Source organism: Geminicoccus roseus DSM 18922 (assembly GCF_000427665.1).
Taxonomy (GTDB): domain Bacteria; phylum Pseudomonadota; class Alphaproteobacteria; order Geminicoccales; family Geminicoccaceae; genus Geminicoccus; species Geminicoccus roseus.
The window spans coordinates 4,122,151-4,137,045 of the sequence record NZ_KE386572.1 but is presented as its reverse complement, the minus strand read 5'-3'; the positions used below and the strand labels follow the sequence as shown (position 1 = coordinate 4,137,045).

Genomic DNA, 14,895 nt, shown 5'->3' with positions numbered 1-14,895 from the left:
ACCCGGCACAATCTACCCGGCAGGAATTGCCGGGCGGGGGGCACGTCCCTGCCTTAAGCGGTTGCGCGCCGCGCCTGGCCGCGCCACGGATGCGGCCGACGGATCAGGAGGAGCACCCGCGATGACGCGCACCCGCGCCACGATCGGAATCGATGTCGGAACGTCGGCGGTCAAAGGGCTGCTGGTCGCCACGGACGGCCGGGTCCTGGCCAGCGCGTTCCGGGACTATCCCCTGCTCACCCCCGCACCCGGCTGGACCGAGCAGGACCCGGAGGCCTGGTGGCAGGCCACCGTCGCCGTGCTGCGGGAACTGGCCGGCCACGACGCCGAGCTGGTCGGGCTGGGCCTGGCCGGGCAGATGCACGGCTCGGTGTTCCTGGACGGACAGGACCAGGTGATCCGCCCGGCCCTGCTCTGGAACGACGGGCGGACCGGCCAGCAGGTCCTGCAGATCGAGCGCACAGTCGGCCGCGAGCGGCTGATCGAGATCACCGGCAACGCCGCCTCGGCGGGGATGCAGGCGCCCAAGATCCTGTGGCTGCGCGACCACGAGCCGGACGCCTATGCGCGGCTGGCCAAGGTGCTGCTGCCCAAGGACTTCGTGCGGCTGCGGCTGACCGGCGAGTATGTGGCGGACGCCGCCGACGCGTCGGGCACGCTGCTGTTCGACCTGGCCGCGCGCAGCTGGTCGGAGGAATTGCTGGCGGCCCTGGACATTCCGCCGGCCTGGCTGCCGGACGTCGTCGAGAGCCCGGACCATGCCGGCAACCTCACCGACGAGGCGGCCCGGGCGACCGGGCTGCCGGCCGGGCTGCCGGTGGCGGCCGGGGCCGGCGACAATGCCGGGGCGGCGCTGGGCGCCGGGGTGGTGCGGCCCGGCCAGGGCGTCCTGTCGATCGGCACGTCCGGCACGATCTTCGTCCATGCCGACCAGGCGATGCGCGACCCGAACGGCGCGCTGAACGGCTTTTGCGCTGCCGTGCCGGGCGGCTGGCACCTGATGGGGGTGATCCTGGCGGCCGGAGGGGCGCTGCGCTGGTATCGCGACGCGGTGGCGTTCGACGAGCGAAGGCAGGCAGGCCAGGACAACAAGGACGTCTACGACCTGCTGCTGGCCGAGGCGGCCGAGATCGAGCCCGGCGCCGACGGGCTGTTCTTCCTGCCCTACCTGTCGGGCGAGCGCTCGCCGCACATGGACGCTGCCGCGCGCGGTGCGTGGATCGGGCTGACCCTGTCCCATGACCGGCGCCACATGGTGCGCGCCCTGCTGGAGGGCGTGGGCTTCGCGTTCCGCGACTGCCTGGTGCGGATGCGCGCCGAGGGGGCCAGCTTCGACGAGCTGGTCGCGGTGGGCGGCGGCGCGAAGAGCCCGGCCTGGCGGCAGATGCTGGCCGACCAGCTGGGCCTGCCGCTGGTGGTGCCGGCCGCCGAGGAGGGCCCGGCCATGGGCGGGGCGATCCTGGCGAGCGTGGCGGGCGGGGTTCATCCCGATGTCGAGCATGCGGTGGCGGCGATGATCCGGCCGCCGGCGAAGCGCACCGAGCCGGACCCGGAGCGCGCCGCCCGCTATGCGGCCCTGCACGAGCACTACGCGGCCCTCTACCCGGCGCTGCGCGGCCTTTCGGTCAGCTGAACAGGTCGTCGGCGGCCACGGTCCGGTCGCCGACCCTGACCGACCAGTCGGCATGGCCGGACTGCCAGTCCTCCACCATGCCGAGCGGGGTGGTGTCGACCGCCAGCCACAGATCGTCGCCGACCTTCCAGGCCGCCAGGTCCTTGAAGTCGATGCCCTGGATCTCGATGGTCGACTTGCCCTGGTGGTCGACGATCCGGTCGATGCCGCCATCGCCGTGGCGCAGGACATAGGTGTCGTTGCCGGCACCGCCGTGGAGCGTGTCGGTGCCCTTGCCCCCGTCCAGCCGGTCGGCGCCGGCCCCGCCGAACAGCTGGTCGTCGCCGGCCATGCCGCGCAGGTGGTGGCCGGCATCGGAGGGGGCCCGCAGGATGTCGTTGCCGGCCGAGCCGATCACGTCCGGCGAGGGCTGCGGCAGGGTCGGGTCGGTCACCACCTGGCCGTCGCCGATCAGCTCCGAGATGCCCTTCAGGCCGTTCTTGGTGAGCACGCCCGTCCAGTTCGACTGGTGGGTCATGTACTGGTCGATGATCGCGACGTCCTGGCCGCCGACCCGGATGAACAGGTCCGGGCCGGACACGATCGCCTGGACGTCGCCGGCCTCGGCGTCGAGCAGGCTGATGCTGTTCTGCCCGTCGAAATCGAAGATCCGGTCGGGCTTCGCCTCGGACAGGCCGAACACGTAGCTGTCCGAGCCGGCACCGCCATAGAGCAGGTCGGCCCCGGCCCCGCCATCCAGCACGTCGTCCCCGGCACCGCCGTAGAGGCGGTCCTCGCCGGCCTCGCCGTAGAGGCGGTCGTCGCCGGCGCCGCCGTAGAGCTGATCGGCGCCGGTGCCGCCCCAGACCACGTCGCGGCCGTCGCCGCCGTCGATCCAGTCGTCGCCGCCCCGCCCGGCCAGCATGTTGTCGCCGGCATTGCCCTGGATGCGGTTGGCGCCGCTGCCGCCGACCACGTCCTGGGCGATCGAGCCCAGAAGGTCGATGTTCTCGATCGCCGGGTGGATCTGCTGGACGAACGGGTTGAAGCCGGCCGGCAGCGGCACGCCGACCTGGTCGCCCAGGACGAACGTCGCCAAGCCGTCGGGCGAGAGATGGGGCAGCTCGGTACGCAGGCTGGTGGCATAGGTGTCGCGGACCGCGACGGTGTCGATGCCGCCCTTGTCGAAGCCTTCCTGGTTCTCGATGGCGAAGTCGCGCACGCTGCCGATGAAGATCCGGTCATTGCCGCCGTCGCCGGTCACCACGTCGGTGCCGGTGCCGCCGTCGACCACGTCGTCGCCGGCCCCGCCGCCGACCAGGTCGTTGCCGGAGCCGCCAAGGGCCGTGTCGCCGCCGGTGCCGCCATCCACGATGTCGTCGCCGTCCTGGCCGTCGACCAGGTCGTTGCCGGAGCCGCCCTGGATGATGTCGTTGCCCCGGCCGCCCAGCACGACGTCGTCGCCGGCCTCGCCGTCCAGGTCGTCATTGCCGTCGCGCCCGTCGATATAGTCGTCGCCGTCGCCGCCCTTGATGACGTCGTCGCGGTCAGTGCCGATGATGGTGTCGTCGCCGCTGCCGCCCCGGACCACCTTGCCGATCGGGCCCAGGCCCTCGCCGCCCCGGTCGGAATCGTCGATCTCGACCGGCGGCACCTCGGTGGAAGCCGGCCGGCTCACGGTCAGGGAGGTGCTGATCCCGCCGAGGCCCGACAGGTCGTCGCGCGCCTGCAGCTCGTCGCCGCCGGCCGACCCGGCCAGCGCCGGCGAGCCCTGCCCGCCGGACAGGATCCCGGTCGTCGCCGCCAGCATCGAGCCGGAAGGATCCAGCACCGGCACGGCAGCCCCGGCCGCCAGGGCGCCCGGCGCCTGGCCGGCGCCGCCGGACGACGCCTCGCCCCGCGCCGGCGCCAGGCCGCGATCGCCCAGCCGCCCGGCCTGGCCGGCCTCGCCCTGGCCGGCCCGGGCATCGGCCGCGAAGGCCTGGTGGCCCTGGGCCATCAGCAGGCCGACGAACGCCGCCCCCAGCGGCATTCCAAGCGCTGCCGGGTCGGCGCGGCGGCGGCGCTCGGCCGCCTTGTTGTCCGGACGCGGCTTGCGCTCGTCCTCCAGCTGCAGCGCGCCCGCGGCCACGCCGCCCTGCTCCACCCCGCCCGTCGCCTGGAGAGACATGGCCATTCTCCCGCTGTGCCGGCGGAATACCGCGCGGAGACAGCGACTGCCCGTGAATACCAATCTACCTGCAGGTTAGTTGGGCAGCACTTTAATTACAAAGGATTTTTCTACCTGTGGTTACATTCGACGTGAACCCGCAAGTCGCCAGCAAGACGAAATGAACAATAGCTGGAGAAGTCGTCGCCAAATAATTGAAATGGCGCGACCTTGCCCGACCGCCTCAACCGCCGTTCTCGCTCCGGCGCAGGATCGCGCCCAGCACGTCGCGCATGCCCACCGAGCCCACCAGCCGGTTGGTGCCGTCCACCAGCGGCACCGGCCCGCCGCTGGCGTTCATGACCTGGATGACCTCGCGCATCGGCGTGCTGGCGCCGCCCACCGCCAGCCGGGCGGCATCGGCCGCGGCCCCGGCTTCGCCGATCGGCCGGGGCGCCAGCTCCCGCTCGCCCTGGCGGGCGCGCACCAGCACGCCGTCCTCGTCCAGCAGCACCGCCACGGTGCGCCGCCGGTCCAGCCACAGCCAGCCGTCCGGGCAGGGCTCCAGCTCCCGGCGCTCGCGCATCAGGTTGCAGGCGGTCAGCACGTTCAGGGGGTTCACGTTGGCCACGAAGTCGCGGACATAGTCGGTGGCGGGCCTGGCCACGATCTCCTCGGGATGGCCGGCCTGGATGATCCGGGCGTCCTCCATGATCGCGATGGTCGAGCCCAGCTTCAGCGCCTCGTCCAGGTCATGGCTGACGAAGATGATGGTCTTGTTCAGCCGGCGCTGCAGCTCCAGGAGCTCGTCCTGCAGCCGCATCCGGATCAGCGGGTCCAGGGCGGAAAACGGCTCGTCCATCAGCAGGATGTCGGCGTCGGTGGCGAACGCGCGCGCCAGGCCCACCCGCTGCTGCATGCCCCCCGACAGCTCGTGGGCGTACTTGCCGGCCCAGGGCTCCAGCCCGACCAGCGCCAGCTTCTCCTGGGTGATCCGCCGGCGCTCCGGTGCCGGAACGCCGCGCAGTTCCAGGCCAAAGCCGACATTCTCCTCGACCGTGCGCCAGGGCAGCAGCGCGAACTGCTGGAACACCATGGCGATCCGCCGGGTGCGCAGGCGGCGCAGGGTCGTCGGGTCGCAGCTCTGCACGTCGACCTGGCCGCCCTCGTCCTCGATCAGGACCCGGCCGCGGGTGGTGCGGTTCAGCCGGTTGACCGCGCGCAGCAGGGTCGACTTGCCCGAGCCGGACAGGCCCATCAGCACGCAGATCTGGCCCTTCTCGATGGCGAGCGAGGCGCCGGCCACCCCCAGCACCTGGCCGGTCTCGGCCAGGATCCGCTCGCGGCTGGCGCCCTGGTCGACCAGCGGCAGGGCGGTTTCGGGCCGGCTGCCGAACAGGATGTCGACCCGGTCGAACAGGACGGCGTTCAAGAGCGGCCTCCAGGGCCGCGCGGCCCGGGCTGCTTGCACAGCCGGTCCAGCACGATCGCGACCAGCACGATCGCGAGGCCCGCCTCGAAGCCGCGCGCGACGTTGACCTGGTTCAAGGCGCGCACCACCGGCTTGCCCAGCCCGTCCGCGCCCACCAGGGCCGCGATCACCACCATGGACAAGGCCAGCATGATGCACTGGGTGAGCCCGGCCATGATCTGCGGGGCGGCCGAGGGCAGCTCGACCTTGACCAGGCGCTGCCAGCGGGTGGCGCCGAACGCCTCGCCGGCCTCCAGCAAGGGCTTCGGAACCGAGGAGATGCCCAGATGGGTCAGCCGGATCGGCGCCGGCAGGGCGAAGATCACCGTGGAGATCAGGCCCGGCACCACGCCCAGGCCGAACAGGATCAGGGTCGGGATCAGGTAGACGAAGGTCGGGATCGTCTGCATCAGGTCCAGGATCGGCCGCAGCACGGTCATCACCCAGGGCCGGTGCGCCGCCACGATCCCGAGCGGGATCCCGATCACCAGGCACACCACGGTGGCGAAAACCACCAGCGCCAGGGTCTCGATCGTCTCGGTCCAGTAGCCGAGATTGGCGATCAGCAGAAAGGACAGCACCACCAGCGCCACCAGCTGCCAGGAGCGGTGCAGGACCCAGGCGAGCAGGCCGAACAGGGCGATCAGCAAAAGCGGCGGGCAGGCCTTCATCAGGTCGATCAGCGATTCGATCGCGGTGCCCAGCACCATCGAGATGAAGTCGAAGATCCACCAGGCATGCTCGTTCAGGAGATCCACCCCTGCCGAGATCCAGGATCCGAGCGGGATCTTGTGTTCGGTCAGCCATTCCATGGGCGTCCTCCCAGCGACGGCCGCGGCAACGAACGCGGCGCGGAACGACGGCGGCCGGCCCCGTCCCGCGTGCCGCTCAGTGGATGCCGGTCACAGGCCCAGATGCGTGCGGACCGCTGCCAGCCCGTCCTCGCCGTCCAGCGTCGTCACGCCGTCCAGCCAGGGCTCCAGCACGTCCGCATTGGCCTTCAGGTAGTCGGCGGCGGCATCCTCGGCCTCCTCGCCCTCGTCCAGGATGGCGCCCATCACCTCGCTCTCCATGGGCAGGGTGAAGGTCAGGTTCTCCAGCAGCCGGCCGACATTCGGGCATTCCTGGAGATAGCCGGTGCGCACGTTGGTATGGACGGTGGCGCCGCCGAAATCGGGGCCGAACACCTCGTCGCCACCGGTGAGGTAGGTCAGCTCGTAGTTGACGTTCATGGGATGCGGCTCCCAGCCCAGGAACACGATCGGCTGCTTGCGCCGGCTGGCCCGGTTGACCTCGGCCAGCATCCCCTGCTCGGAGCTCTCCACCAGCTGGAAGTCGCCCAGGCCGAACTGGTTTTGGTCGATCATCGACTGGATCAGCCGGTTGCCGTCGTTGCCGGGCTCGATCCCGACGATCTTGCCGTCCAGCTCGTCCTCGAACGTCGCGATGTCGGCGAAGTCCTTCAGCCCCTGCTCGGCCAGGTAGGTCGGCACCGCCAGGGTGTACTTGGCGCCCTGCAGGTTGGCGCGCACGCTCTCCACGGTGCCGGCGTCCAGATAGGGCCGGATGTCGGCCTCCATGGTCGGCATCCAGTTGCCGAGGAACACGTCGATGTCGCTGTTCGCCAGCGACTGGTAGGTCACCGGCACCGACAGGATCGTGGCGGTGGGATCATAGCCCAGCCCCTCCAGCACCACCGAGGTGAGCGCCGTGGTGGCGGTGATGTCGGTCCAGCCGACATCGGAGAAGCGCACGGTCTTGCAGGATTCCGAATCGGCGGCCTGCGCGCTGCCGGCCAGGAGGATGGCGGCGGCGGTGGCGGCGGCCAGGTGGGTTCTCGACATCGGAGGCTCCTCGCGGTGGGGGTCGGTTCAGCGCTGCCGGGTCTGCCAGTCGGGGGCCAGGTAGACCGGGGCGTTCGAGCGCGGCAGCGGATCCCGCCCGCGCAGGATGTCGGCGGCCTTCTCGGCGATCATGATGGTGGGCGCGTTCAGGTTGCCGGACGGCTCCGAGGGCATGATCGAGGAATCGATCACCCGCAGGCCGTCCAGCCCGACCACGCGGCAGGCGGGGTCGACCACGGTGGCCGGGTCGGCCGGGTCGCCCATCCTGCAGGTGCCGCACGGATGGTAGGCGGAATCCGCCTTGGCGCGGACGAAGGCGTCGATCTCGGCGGCGGTGCGGACCTGGCTGCCCGGCAGGATCTCCTCGCCGCGGAACGGCTCGAAGGCCTTCTGCGCGAAGATCTCCCTTGTGATCTCGACCGAGCGGCGCAGCTCCCAGCGGTCGCGCTCCTCGGCGAGATAGTTCGGCTCGATCCGCGGATGCTCCCTGGGGTCGGTCGAGCGCAGGGTGAGCCGGCCCCGGCTCTGCGGCCGCATCGGGCCGACATGGGCCTGGAAGGCATGCTGCTTGCCGGCCGAGCGGCCATGGTCGCTGACCAGGGCCGGCAGGAAGTGGAACTGGATGTCGGGATGCTCCACCCCCGCCTCGGTGCGCACGAAGCCGCCGGCCTCCAGGTGCGACGAGGCGGCCGGCCCGTCCTGGAAGGCGAACCAGCGCAGGCCGGCCAGCACCATGTTGTGCGGCTTCATGGTCTCGAGCAGGGTGACCGGCTGGGTGCAGGCCTGCTGGACATAGAGTTCCAGATGGTCCTGGAGGTTGCCGCCGACGCCCGGCAGGTCGTGCGCCACTTCGATGCCCAGCGCGCGCAGCTCGTCGGCCGGGCCGATCCCGGACAGGAGCAGGAGCTGCGGCGAGTTGATCGCCCCGCCGCAGGAGATCACCTCCCGCTCCGCCCGCACGCTCTTGGGCAGGCCGTTCTCGACATAGTCGACCCCGGTGGCCCGGCCGCGCTCCACCCGGATCCGCCGGGTGAGCGCCCCGGTGACCACGGTCAGGTTCGGGCGGCGCATCGCCGGCCTCAGGTAGGCCAGCGCCGTGGAGCAGCGCCGGCCGTTGCGGATGGTCATGTCCATCCGCCCGACCCCTTCCTGCTGGTAGCCGTTCATGTCGGGGGTGAACGGGTAGCCGGCCTCCTGCCCGGCCTTCAGCCAGGCGTCGAACAGCGGGTTGGTCGAGGTGCCGCGCCAGACCGAGAGCGGCCCGTCGCCGCCCCGGTAGTCGTCGGGGCCCAGCGAGAAGCTCTCGGCCTTGCGGAAATAGGGCAGCACGTCGGCATAGGCCCAGCCGGCGCAGCCCTCCTGCTCCGCCCAGCGGTCATAGTCCCTCGCATGGCCGCGGATATAGACCATCGCGTTCAGTGAGGAGCTGCCGCCCAGGACCCGGCCGCGCGGCCAGTACAGGCGCCGGCCGTCCATGTGGGGCTGCGGCTCGGTCTGGTAGTACCAGTTGTAGCGGTCATCCATCAGGTTGTAGGTGAGCGCCGCCGGCATCGCGATCTTCCAGGTCCGCCCGGGCGGTCCCGCCTCCAGCAGCAGCACCCGGACGTCCGGATCCTCGGACAGGCGCGCGGCCATCACACAGCCGGCGGAACCCGCCCCCACGATCACGTAGTCGAAGCCTGACGAGGCCGGCATCAGCAAAGCTCCCGCTGGCGGGGGGCGTCCGCCAGGTAACGGTCCAGGGTGTCGGTGGCGAGGGCCCGGGCGATCTGCGGCGTGACGCTGGCATCGCCGGAAGCGGCGCGCAGGAACAGGCCGTCGATCAGCCCGCCGAGCGACAGGGCGGCCGCCTCGGTCCGCTCAGGCGGCAGCAGCCGGCGCAGGTCGGCGAGCAGGCCGGAGCGCATCCGCGCCAGGTAGATCCGCCGCAGCCGGTCCAGGGCCGGGGCGAACGGCGCCTGCGCCCAGAACGCCAGCCAGGCCGCGCAGATCTCCGGGCGGAACTGCGAGGGGTCGAAGCAGCCGTCGATGATCGCCTGCAGGCGGTCGCGCGGCGAGTCGGCCCGGCCCAGCCGCCTGGTCACCTCGGTCCGGAACTCCACCAGGATCCGGCGCATCGCCGCCGCCAGCAGGTCGTCCTTGCCGGCGAAATAGTGGTGGATGATGCCCGGCGACAGCCCGGCCTCCCGGGCGATCCGGACCACGGTGGTGTCCTGCCAGCCATGCCGGCGCAGCGTCTCGATCGCGGCATCGATCAGCTGGCCCCGGCGTACCGGCTCCATGCCCAGCTTCGGCAAGGCGCTCCCCATGCTTGTTCCATCCAGCCTGCCTATTCCTGGTTGGACGTTCAATCAAAAATCCATGCCGCACTGTAGAAAAGGATCTCTCGGCGCGCCGCTGGCTTGACGCTCCACCGGCGGCCCGCCATTTCCAGCCACAATCGCCGACGACATGAAGTAGCCCATGCCCACGCTCTCGCGCCGCGACACCCTTGCCTCGTTCACCGTTCTCGCCGCGTTCCTGGCCTCGCCGGCCGGCCTGCGCGCCGCCGAGGAAGCCGGCCTGCGTTTTGGCGAGGCGGAGCCGTTCAGCTTCGCCGGCCTGGTCGACCGGGCGCGGGAGCTGGCCGGAACCGAGTACCAGCCGCCGCCCCGTCCTGCCCCCGAGGTCACCGAGCAGATCGACTACGACGCCCACGGCAAGCTGCGCTACAAGCCCGAGCACGCGCTCTGGGCGCATGGCGAGGGGGTCTATCCGGTCACCTTCGTGCATCTGGGCCGCTACTTCCAGAAGAGCGTCCGGATCAGCGCGGTCGGCAACGACGGCCAGGCGCGCGAGATCCTCTACGATCCCGATTACTTCACCATGCCCGAGGACCATGTCGCCCGGCAGATCCCGACCGATGCCTCGGCGTTCGCGGGCTTCTGGGTGCGCGAAAGCAACCGTGCCGGCGACTGGGCGGAGCGGGAGCCCTGGGCGACCTTTGTCGGCGCCTCCTATTTTCGCACCGTGGGCGAGCTCGGCCAGGTGGGCATGTCGGCGCGCGGCATCGCCCTGAACAGCGGCGGCTCGGGGCCGGAGGAGTTCCCGGACTTCACCGAGTTCTACCTGGAGCCCACCCAGAGCGAGGGCGAGCCCTTCGTGTTCTCGGCGCTGCTGGACAGCCCGAGCCTGACCGGCGCCTACCGCTTCCGCATGCATCGCGGCGTGGGCGTGGTGATCGAGGTGGAGAAGCACCTGTTCCTGCGCGCCGACGTCGAGCGCCTGGGGATCGCACCCTTGACCTCGATGTACTGGTACGGCGAGCACCCCTCGACCCACAGCCACGACTGGCGGCCGGAAGTCCATGATTCCGATGGCCTGGCCATGTGGAACGGTGCCGGCGAGCGGCTCTGGCGGCCGCTCATCAACCCGCCCCGGATCGTCGCCTCCAGCTTCGCCGACCAGGACCCGCGCGGCTACGGCATCTCCCAGCGCGACCGCAACTACGACCACTATCTGGACGGCGTCTCCTACGACAAGCGGCCCTCCTGCTGGATCGAGCCGATGGGCGACTGGGGCCAGGGCGTGGTGCAGCTGGTCGAAATCCCGACCGACGACGAGATCTACGACAACATCGTGGCGTTCTGGCTGTCCGACCAGCCGGCCAAGGCTGGCGACGCGCTCACCTACCGCTACCGGATGCACTGGCTGAAGGACGAGCCGTTCTACCCCGTCGCCAACTTCGCCAAGGCGGTGGCGACCCGGATCGGCCGGGGCGGCGAGCCGGGCAAGGAGCGCCCGGCCGACGTCGTCAAGATGGTGGTCGAGTGGGACGGCCCGGTCCTGAAGTCGATCCCCTGGGGCGAGCGCCCCAGGGTGGTGGCCTCGGCGTCCCGCGGCGAGCTCAGCCTGCAGCGCGCCGAGCCGATCTGGTACACCGACCGCTGGCGCTCGGAGTTCGACCTGAAGTTCGAGGGCGAGGAGCCGGTGGAGTTGCGCTGCTTCCTCACCCTGGGCGACGAGCAGATCACCGAGACCTGGCTCTACCAGCTGCATCCGCAGGTGCTGGCCCACCGCTGAGCCACGGTCGATGCGTAGGCGGGTGCCTGCTCGGGGCGCCTGCCATCGCAGTGACCAAGATCACCGCCAGAACATGCAAGATCTTCTTAACCGGGCTCCGTCATGAAGGGCCGCAGATCTCATGGGCCTTGATGGAGTTCGAGCCATGCCGCAGACCCGCCGGCGCCTGTCCAGCCTGATCGCCCGGACGGCCCTCCTCCTGGCCCTGGGGAGCGGCGCCCTGTTCGGTGCAGGTGGCCGCGCCGAGGCCGCACCCGCGATCGGGCCCGACGCGTTCATCACGGCGTTCGGCGAGCGCGCCGTGGCCGCGCTGGACGCCACCCGCGACGATCCCGCCGCCCGCCGCGACCGCTTCGCCGAGCTGATGCGCAGCGATGTCGACATGCCGAAGATCGCGGCGCTGGTGCTGGGCCGGGCCTGGCGGAGCGCCGATCCCGACCAGCGCGCCCGCTTCACCGAAGTGTTCGAGCAGCACCTAATCGGCACCTACAGCCGCCGGTTCGACAGCTATGCCGGCGAGCGGCTGGAGGTGGCCGGGCAGAAGCCCGCCGGCGACGACGTGCTGGTCGCCAGCCGCGTCAGCGCGCAAGGCGGCCAGCCGATCGAGGTGGTCTGGCGGGTCCGCGACGAGGGCGACCGCTGGCAGATCATCGACGCCTCGGTGGAGGGGGTCAGCATGGTGCTGACCTGGCGCAACGAGTTCGCCGCGGTGATCGAGCAGGACGGGCTGGACGGGCTGATCGACCGGCTGGCGAAGGCGCAGCCCTGAGTGCGCCCGGCGAACAATCGTGCCGGCGGTAACGCGGCGTTAACCCGGGGCTGGCAGGATCGGGCGCAGATACCCCTTCCCCCTGCCCCGGAGATCCCGATGGCCAAGCCGCCTCCCCGCCCGCCGGCCAGCCGGCGCGGCGCCAGCACCCTGGAATATGGCCTAGTGGCGGTGCTCGCCACCGTGGCCGTGGTCGGCACCCTCTCGACCTTCGGTGACCAGCTCCGGGCCGAGCTCGCCAAGCTGATGGGAACCGCCATTGCCGCACCCGCCGAGCCGCGCCCGCCGGGCTGACGGCGCGCTTGCGGCAGGCCGCCGGTGGAAGCCGCCGGGCCGGATGGGGCCGAACTGGGTCGAGCCGGCCGGATGCCCGGCCCGGGCAGGGCGGCAGTCGGAGGAAGGATCGCCGGCTCCCGCGCGGGGCCGGTCCTTTTGCCGGGACCCTGGGCAAGCACACGGGTTCTTGGGCAAGGCGGACCCTGGCCGGGGGACGGGCGCAGGAGCGGCATGGCGGACCGGAGCCGGTGCGGCCGGCAGCCCACGGCCGCCGCCGGCGCCGGCCCGCGCCGGCCAAGCCAGGAGGCCTGGCGGGTGGCGAGCGGCGGGCTGTGGGGTGCCGGGGCCGAGTCCCGCACCGCGGCGTCAGCTGCCGATCGCGACCACCGCCAGGTCCTGGTAGTCGCGCCCGGCCAGGACGCGGGCGGCGCGATGGGCGCGGATGCCGCCGGGACAGGCCAGCACGATCCGGCGGTCGCGGGGAAGCTGCGCCTGGGCGATCTCGGCCGGCAGGATCCGCCGGGCGGCGTCGGTCACCGTGGCCGGGGCCTCCTGCGGGTCGCGCAGGTCGACCACCAGGTCGGAGGGCTGCAGCCCGTCCAGGTCGATGAACGGCAGGGCCGGGCCGTCGGGCTCCGGCGTGCCCAGGAAGGAGAAGCCGCCGAACGACAAACGACGCAGGTCGACCGACACCAGCCGCCCGGCCGGCGAGGGGTCGAGGCCCAGGACCAGCTGAAGGACCATGTGCGCCTGCAGCGAGCCCATGGTGGCCACCACCGGGCCGAGCACGCCGTTGGCGGCGCAGGAGCCAACCTGGGTAGGCATGTCGGGGAACACCGCCCGGTAGCTGGGGGCGCTGCCGCAGAACGTGCCGACATAGCCGCCAAGGCCCAGCACCGCGGCCGACACCAGGGGCTTGCCGGCCTCCCGGCACGCATCGCTCAGGATGTAGGTGACCGCCAGGCTGTCGGCCGCGTCCACCACGATGTCAGCGGCGGCCACCAGGCCTGCGGCGTTGCCGGCCTTGAGCTTCAGGACGAGCGCATCCACGCAAATCTCTGAATTATAGGCAAGAAGCGCGTCGCGGGCGGCCTCCGCCTTCGGCCGCCCGACATCAACCTGCCGGAACAAGGGCTGGCGGTGCAGGTTGGAGGTCTCGACCCGGTCATGGTCGACCACGGCAAGCCGGCCGATCCCGGCTCCTGCCAGGTTGGCCAGCACCGGCGAGCCCAGGCCGCCGGCACCGACTACCAGGACCCGGGCCGCGGCCAGGCGTTCCTGGCCGGCGTCGCCGACCTCGGCCAGGACCTTCTGGCGGGCATAGCGGTCGGTGGTCATGCCTGCCTCCGGGTGACCGCCAGCCACTTGCGCGTCCGCGCCTCCGGGTCGGGATGGAGCAGGATGTCGGTCACCACCGCGGCGCTGTCGGCGCCGGCCGCCAGCACGCCCGGCGCCCGCTCCGGGGTCAGCCCGCCGATCGCGACCAGCGGGATCCCGCCGGTCCGCACCTTCCAGCTGCCGATCCGCTCCAGCCCCTGCGGCGCCCAGGGCATCTTCTTCAGGATGGTGGGGTAGATCGGTCCCAGCGCCAGGTAGTCCGGGCGCAGCGCCAGGGCGCGCTCCAGCTCGGCATCGTCATGGGTGCTGACGCCCAGCCGGATGTTGGCGGCGCGGATGGCGCCCAGGTCGGCGCTGTCCAGGTCGCCCTGGCCCAGATGAACGAAGTCGCAGCCCTCCTCGATCGCCAGCCGCCAATGGTCGTTGACCACCAGCTGCGCCCCGGCGGCTACGGCCAGGTCGCGGCTTTGCCGGACCATCCGGCGCAGCTCCGGCTCGGGATGGTCCTTGGCGCGCAGCTGCACCAGGCGCACCCCCACCGGCAAGAGCCGCTCCATCCAGCGCGGATGATCGACGATCAGGTAGAAGGGATCGAGCATCGCTTCAGCTCCGGAACGCGGTGCCCAGCACCGGGGTGGACGGGGCCGCCATGTCGCGCGGCTCCATCGGATCGGCCTCGAACGCGGCCCGGCCGGCCTCGACCGCCAGCTTGAACGCATGGGCCATCCGCACCGGGTCGCCGGCCTTGGCCACCGCGGTGTTGAGCAGGATCGCGTCGTAGCCCAGCTCCATCGCTTGGGCGGCATGGGAGGGCAGCCCGATCCCGGCATCGACCACCAGCGGCGTGTCGGGGAAGTGCGCGCGCATGCTGCGCAGGGCGAACAGGTTGTTCAGGCCTTTGCCCGAGCCGATCGGCGCTCCCCAGGGCATCAGGACCTGGCAGCCCGCCTCCAGCAGCTTCTCCCCGACGATCAGGTCGTCGGTGGTGTAGGGAAAGACCTGGAAGCCGTCGGCGCTGAGGATCCGTGCCGCCTCGACCAGGGCGAACACGTCCGGCTGCAGGGTGTCGTGGTTGCCGATCACCTCCAGCTTGATCCAGGGCGTGCCGAACACCTCGCGCGCCATCTGCGCGGTGGCGACCGCTTCCTTGACCGTGTGGCAGCCGGCGGTGTTGGGCAGCACCCGCACCCCCAGCGAGCGGATCAGCGACCAGAAGCCCTGCCCGGCCCGCTCGACCCCGGATTCCCGGCGCAGCGACACGGTCACCAGCTCCGACCCGGCCGCCTTCACCGAATCGGCCAGGATCGCCGGCGAAGGATATTGCGAGGTGCCGAGCAGGAGACGCGAGTTCAGGATCGTCCCGTAAACCTCCAT

13 protein-coding genes are annotated in these 14,895 nt (G+C 71.5%); 4 read left to right on the top strand and 9 right to left on the bottom strand.

Annotation, left to right across the window (positions count from 1 at the left end; genetic code table 11):
* Nucleotides 1-121: 121 nt before the first annotated feature.
* Nucleotides 122-1,633: a xylulokinase gene (gene xylB / locus GEMRO_RS0120520; protein WP_027135507.1), complete on the top strand. Its 1,512-nt coding sequence runs from the start codon at nucleotides 122-124 to the stop codon at nucleotides 1,631-1,633.
* Here xylB and GEMRO_RS0120515 read toward each other — a convergent pair.
* The 6 genes from GEMRO_RS0120515 to betI form a co-directional block, all read right to left on the bottom strand.
* On the bottom strand, nucleotides 1,626-3,782 hold the full coding sequence (locus GEMRO_RS0120515; protein WP_027135506.1) for a calcium-binding protein: 2,157 nt from the start codon (nucleotides 3,780-3,782) through the stop codon (nucleotides 1,626-1,628). The two genes, xylB and GEMRO_RS0120515, sit on opposite strands and share 8 nt — an antisense overlap.
* A gap of 223 nt (nucleotides 3,783-4,005) precedes the next feature.
* Entirely contained in the window at nucleotides 4,006-5,193 is a 1,188-nt protein-coding gene (choV, locus tag GEMRO_RS0120510) for a choline ABC transporter ATP-binding protein (protein ID WP_027135505.1), read from the bottom strand.
* Nucleotides 5,190-6,044 carry a choline ABC transporter permease subunit gene (gene choW, locus GEMRO_RS0120505; RefSeq protein WP_027135504.1) on the bottom strand — a complete coding sequence of 285 codons (855 nt, stop codon included), beginning with the start codon at nucleotides 6,042-6,044 and terminating at the stop codon, nucleotides 5,190-5,192. Before choW ends, choV begins: the two co-directional genes overlap by 4 nt.
* Nucleotides 6,045-6,134: 90 nt before the next feature.
* Complete coding sequence (locus GEMRO_RS0120500; RefSeq protein ID WP_035485713.1) at nucleotides 6,135-7,076, bottom strand: choline ABC transporter substrate-binding protein; 942 nt, start codon at nucleotides 7,074-7,076, stop codon at nucleotides 6,135-6,137.
* A 27-nt stretch (nucleotides 7,077-7,103) separates the two neighbouring features.
* Entirely contained in the window at nucleotides 7,104-8,771 is a 1,668-nt protein-coding gene (betA, locus tag GEMRO_RS0120495) for a choline dehydrogenase (protein ID WP_027135502.1), read from the bottom strand.
* Nucleotides 8,771-9,385, bottom strand: a complete 615-nt coding sequence (gene betI / locus GEMRO_RS0120490; RefSeq protein ID WP_240476726.1) for a choline-binding transcriptional repressor BetI — start codon at nucleotides 9,383-9,385, stop codon at nucleotides 8,771-8,773. Before betI ends, betA begins: the two co-directional genes overlap by 1 nt.
* Before the next feature lie 154 nt (nucleotides 9,386-9,539).
* Between betI and GEMRO_RS0120485 the strand changes: the two genes are divergently transcribed.
* The 3 genes from GEMRO_RS0120485 to GEMRO_RS0120475 all read left to right on the top strand — a co-directional run bounded on the left by GEMRO_RS0120485 (nucleotide 9,540) and on the right by GEMRO_RS0120475 (nucleotide 12,201).
* The gene (locus tag GEMRO_RS0120485) at nucleotides 9,540-11,138 is read left to right on the top strand and encodes a glucan biosynthesis protein (RefSeq protein WP_027135500.1); all 1,599 of its coding nucleotides are present in this window, start codon (nucleotides 9,540-9,542) and stop codon (nucleotides 11,136-11,138) included.
* Nucleotides 11,139-11,283: 145 nt separating this feature from the next.
* Complete coding sequence (locus GEMRO_RS30865) at nucleotides 11,284-11,907, top strand: MlaC/ttg2D family ABC transporter substrate-binding protein (protein ID WP_027135499.1); 624 nt, start codon at nucleotides 11,284-11,286, stop codon at nucleotides 11,905-11,907.
* Between the two features lie 99 nt (nucleotides 11,908-12,006).
* Nucleotides 12,007-12,201 carry a hypothetical protein gene (locus tag GEMRO_RS0120475; protein ID WP_027135498.1) on the top strand — a complete coding sequence of 65 codons (195 nt, stop codon included), beginning with the start codon at nucleotides 12,007-12,009 and terminating at the stop codon, nucleotides 12,199-12,201.
* A gap of 348 nt (nucleotides 12,202-12,549) precedes the next feature.
* On the opposite strand, the gene GEMRO_RS0120470 is transcribed toward GEMRO_RS0120475, so the two are convergent.
* The 3 genes from GEMRO_RS0120470 to GEMRO_RS0120460 are packed head-to-tail and all read right to left on the bottom strand — an operon-like array spanning nucleotide 12,550 to nucleotide 14,895.
* Nucleotides 12,550-13,521 (bottom strand): HesA/MoeB/ThiF family protein, encoded by a 972-nt coding sequence (locus GEMRO_RS0120470; protein WP_027135497.1) that lies wholly within the window; start codon nucleotides 13,519-13,521, stop codon nucleotides 12,550-12,552.
* Nucleotides 13,518-14,120 (bottom strand): thiamine phosphate synthase, encoded by a 603-nt coding sequence (locus GEMRO_RS0120465; protein WP_027135496.1) that lies wholly within the window; start codon nucleotides 14,118-14,120, stop codon nucleotides 13,518-13,520. The genes GEMRO_RS0120470 and GEMRO_RS0120465 overlap by 4 nt, the downstream gene beginning before the upstream one ends.
* 4 nt (nucleotides 14,121-14,124) lie before the next feature.
* A complete protein-coding gene (locus GEMRO_RS0120460) occupies nucleotides 14,125-14,895 on the bottom strand; it encodes a thiazole synthase (RefSeq protein WP_035485708.1) in 771 nt (256 codons plus the stop codon).

Bases quoted from the DNA above. Each gene is read 5' to 3' on its own strand.
- GEMRO_RS30865 (WP_027135499.1), top strand. From the start codon at position 11,284: ATGCCGCAGACCCGCCGGCGCCTGTCCAGCCTGATCGCCCGGACGGCC.
- GEMRO_RS0120470 (WP_027135497.1), bottom strand. From the start codon at position 13,521: ATGACCACCGACCGCTATGCCCGCCAGAAGGTCCTGGCCGAGGTCGGC.
- GEMRO_RS0120485 (WP_027135500.1), top strand. From the start codon at position 9,540: ATGCCCACGCTCTCGCGCCGCGACACCCTTGCCTCGTTCACCGTTCTC.
- GEMRO_RS0120500 (WP_035485713.1), bottom strand. From the start codon at position 7,076: ATGTCGAGAACCCACCTGGCCGCCGCCACCGCCGCCGCCATCCTCCTG.
- GEMRO_RS0120475 (WP_027135498.1), top strand. From the start codon at position 12,007: ATGGCCAAGCCGCCTCCCCGCCCGCCGGCCAGCCGGCGCGGCGCCAGC.
- betA (WP_027135502.1), bottom strand. From the start codon at position 8,771: ATGCCGGCCTCGTCAGGCTTCGACTACGTGATCGTGGGGGCGGGTTCC.
- GEMRO_RS0120460 (WP_035485708.1), bottom strand. From the start codon at position 14,895: ATGGAGGTTTACGGGACGATCCTGAACTCGCGTCTCCTGCTCGGCACC.
- betI (WP_240476726.1), bottom strand. From the start codon at position 9,385: ATGGGGAGCGCCTTGCCGAAGCTGGGCATGGAGCCGGTACGCCGGGGC.
- choW (WP_027135504.1), bottom strand. From the start codon at position 6,044: ATGGAATGGCTGACCGAACACAAGATCCCGCTCGGATCCTGGATCTCG.
- xylB (WP_027135507.1), top strand. From the start codon at position 122: ATGACGCGCACCCGCGCCACGATCGGAATCGATGTCGGAACGTCGGCG.
- GEMRO_RS0120515 (WP_027135506.1), bottom strand. From the start codon at position 3,782: ATGTCTCTCCAGGCGACGGGCGGGGTGGAGCAGGGCGGCGTGGCCGCG.
- GEMRO_RS0120465 (WP_027135496.1), bottom strand. From the start codon at position 14,120: ATGCTCGATCCCTTCTACCTGATCGTCGATCATCCGCGCTGGATGGAG.